2 protein-coding genes are annotated in these 2,663 nt (G+C 74.5%); one reads left to right on the forward strand and one right to left on the reverse strand.

Annotated features, from left to right (window positions below; translation table 11 throughout):
- On the forward strand, window positions 1-1,457 hold a 1,457-nt coding region (locus tag ACFE67_RS14805; protein WP_375407634.1), incomplete at its 5' end, for an AtzH-like domain-containing protein.
- Window positions 1,458-1,479: 22 nt separating this feature from the next.
- Here the strand turns inward: ACFE67_RS14805 and ACFE67_RS14810 are convergent.
- A partial coding sequence (locus ACFE67_RS14810; protein WP_375407635.1) for a mannitol dehydrogenase family protein occupies window positions 1,480-2,663 on the reverse strand: 1,184 nt, incomplete at its 5' end.

Here is a 2,663-nt window from a genome sequence, read left to right on the forward strand (position 1 = left end):
CGCTCGACGCGCTCTTCGCCGACGGGCCGTGGACGCTGCGCGGCGACGCCGGCGGGCTGCTGATCGGGCACGACGCGATCGCTGCGTTCCGGCGTGGGCGCGGCGGCGCGCCGAAGCGCAGGGTCGCCGCCGTGCACGTGCGGGTGCTCGACCGGGACACCGCGGCGGTGGTCGCCGAGCTGGTGCCCGGCACGGGTGGGCGGGGGCAGCAGACGCAGGTGTGGCGGCGCGGCGCGGCCGGCTGGCAGGTGCTCGTGGCCCATGTCGCGACCCCCGCGCCCGCACTCGATGCGCGGATCTGGCGCGAGGCCGGCACGCCGCTCGTCCCGGGTGCGGGCGCCGGGCCGCTCGCCGGCCGGCGGGTCGCCGTGAAGGACCTGTTCGCCGTCGCCGGGTACCGGATCGGTGCGGGCGTGCCTGCGTACCTCGTCGGCGCGAGGGTTGAGCCGGCCACGGCGCCGGCCGTCCAGGCGCTCCTCGCCGCCGGCGCCGACGTCGTGGGCATCGCCAGGACCGACGAGTTCGCGTACTCCATCGCCGGCGCGAACCCCCACTACGGCACCCCGCCGAACGGCCGGGTCCCCGGCGCGCTGCCCGGCGGCTCGTCGAACGGCCCCGCCTCCGCGGTCGCGGTCGGCCAGGCGGACATCGGTCTCGCGACGGACACCGGCGGATCGATCCGCGTGCCCGCCTCCTACCAGGGGCTCTGGGGGCTGCGGACGACCCACGACCGCATCCCGCGTGAGGGACTGCTGCCACTGGCCCCGAGCTTCGACACGGTCGGCTGGCTGACCCGGGACCGTGCGGTGCTCGCGGCCTGCTCCCGCGTCTCCTCCGCCGGCCGCCCGGCCGTGCCGGCGCCCGAGCGGTTCGTCGTCGCACCCGGCCTGCTCGACGGGCTGGACGCGGCCGTCCGCACGGCGTTCACCGACTGGGCTCGGTCACAGGTGGTGGCGGAGGAGGTCGACCTCGGCGATGTCTCAGCCGCGCAGGAGGCGTTCCGCGTCGTGCAGGCGTTCGAGGCGTGGGAGGCGAACGGCCCGTGGCTGACCGCGCATCCGGATGCGGTCTTAGGGGCAGTCGCGAGCCGCTTCCGCGCCGCCGCCGCGATCACGGCCGACGAGGCGGCCGGAGCGCGTGCGGAGCTGGCGGCGCACCGCGACCGGTTCGAGCGCCAGCTGCAGGGGGCGATCCTGCTCCTCCCCTCCGCCGCGTCGCCGGCGCCCCAGGCGACCGCTGACTCCGCGACGGTGGATGCCGTGCGCGCGCAGACCCTGCGCATGACGTGCGTGGCCGGGATCCTCGGCGCCCCTGCGCTGTCCGCACCGCTGCTGGAGATCGGCGGCGCACCGCTCGGCGTGTGCCTGGTCGGGCCGCGCGACAGCGACGACGCCCTGATCCACCGCGCGGCGTCGCTCGTCGGCGAGGAGCAGCGTCCGGGCGTCGGAGGGGCGTGACCGGCACCCGGACGGCCCGCGTTCAGGGCAGCGGCAGCGCCTCCAGCGTCGAGTGCGCGCCGACCGCCCACAGCGACCGGAGCGTCGCGAGGTAGGGCTCGGTGAACCGCGGCTCGTCGGCCAGGGCGCCGAACAGCCGGCGGTCCCGGACGAAGGCGAGCTCGTCGTCGTGCTGCGTCAGCGCGGTCGCGTGCAGCTCGTCGGCGAGCCGGTCGACGATCGTGATCGGATTCCCCTGCTCGTCGACGCCCTCGTCGTACCGGGCCCAGCTCGCGCAGATCGCCGCGGACAGGGCGACCTCGCCGCCGTGGTCGAGGTTCGCCCGGATCACCGGGACGAGCCACTTCGGGATGCGGTCGCTCGACTCCGCGCACAGCCGGGCCAGGGTGTCCCGCACCTCCGGATTGCCGAACCGCTCGATCAGCGTCGCCCTGTAGTCGGCGAGATCGATGCCGGGCACCGGCTTCAGCGTCGGCGTGGCCTCCTGCTCCATGTACGCGGTGAGGAGCCGCCGGATCGCCGGGTCGCCGGTGGCCTCGTGCGCGTAGGTGTGGCCGGACAGCACCCCGAAGTAGCACATGGCCTGGTGGCTGATGTTGAGCAGCCTCAGCTTCATCAGCTCGTACGGCTCGACGTCGTCGACGAGCTGCACATCCGCATCCTCGTACGGCGGGCGGCCGCCGTCGCCGAAGTGGTCCTCGAGCACCCACTGGAAGAACGGCTCCGTGACGACGGGCCACGCGTCCAGGGTCCCGAATCGGTCGGCGACCTCCTGCCGGTCTGCGTCCGCGGTCACCGGGGTGATGCGGTCGACCATCGAGTTCGGGAAGCGCACGTGCTCGGTCATCCAGTCCGCGAAGCCGGGGTCCGCGAGGCGGGCGAACGCGGTGAACATCGTCTGCGCGATGTGCCCGTTGCCCTGGATGTTGTCGCACGACATCACCGTGAAGGGGGGGATGCCGCGTTCGCGTCGCCGCTGCAGCGCGGCGAAGACGAAGCCGAACGTCGTCGTCGGCGCCGCCGGGTTCGCGAGGTCGTGCTGCACCCCCGGGTTGTCCGCCTGGAACTCGCCGGTCACCTGGTCGAAGTTGTAGCCGCCCTCCGTGACGGTGAGGGAGACGATGCGCACCTCCGGCGACGCCATCCGCTCGACGACCGCCTCCGGGTCGTCGGGCGCGAACAGGTAGTCGACGATGCTGCCGATCA

The sequence above is a fragment of the uncultured Amnibacterium sp. genome (assembly GCF_964244015.1).
Classification (GTDB): Bacteria; Actinomycetota; Actinomycetes; order Actinomycetales; family Microbacteriaceae; genus Amnibacterium.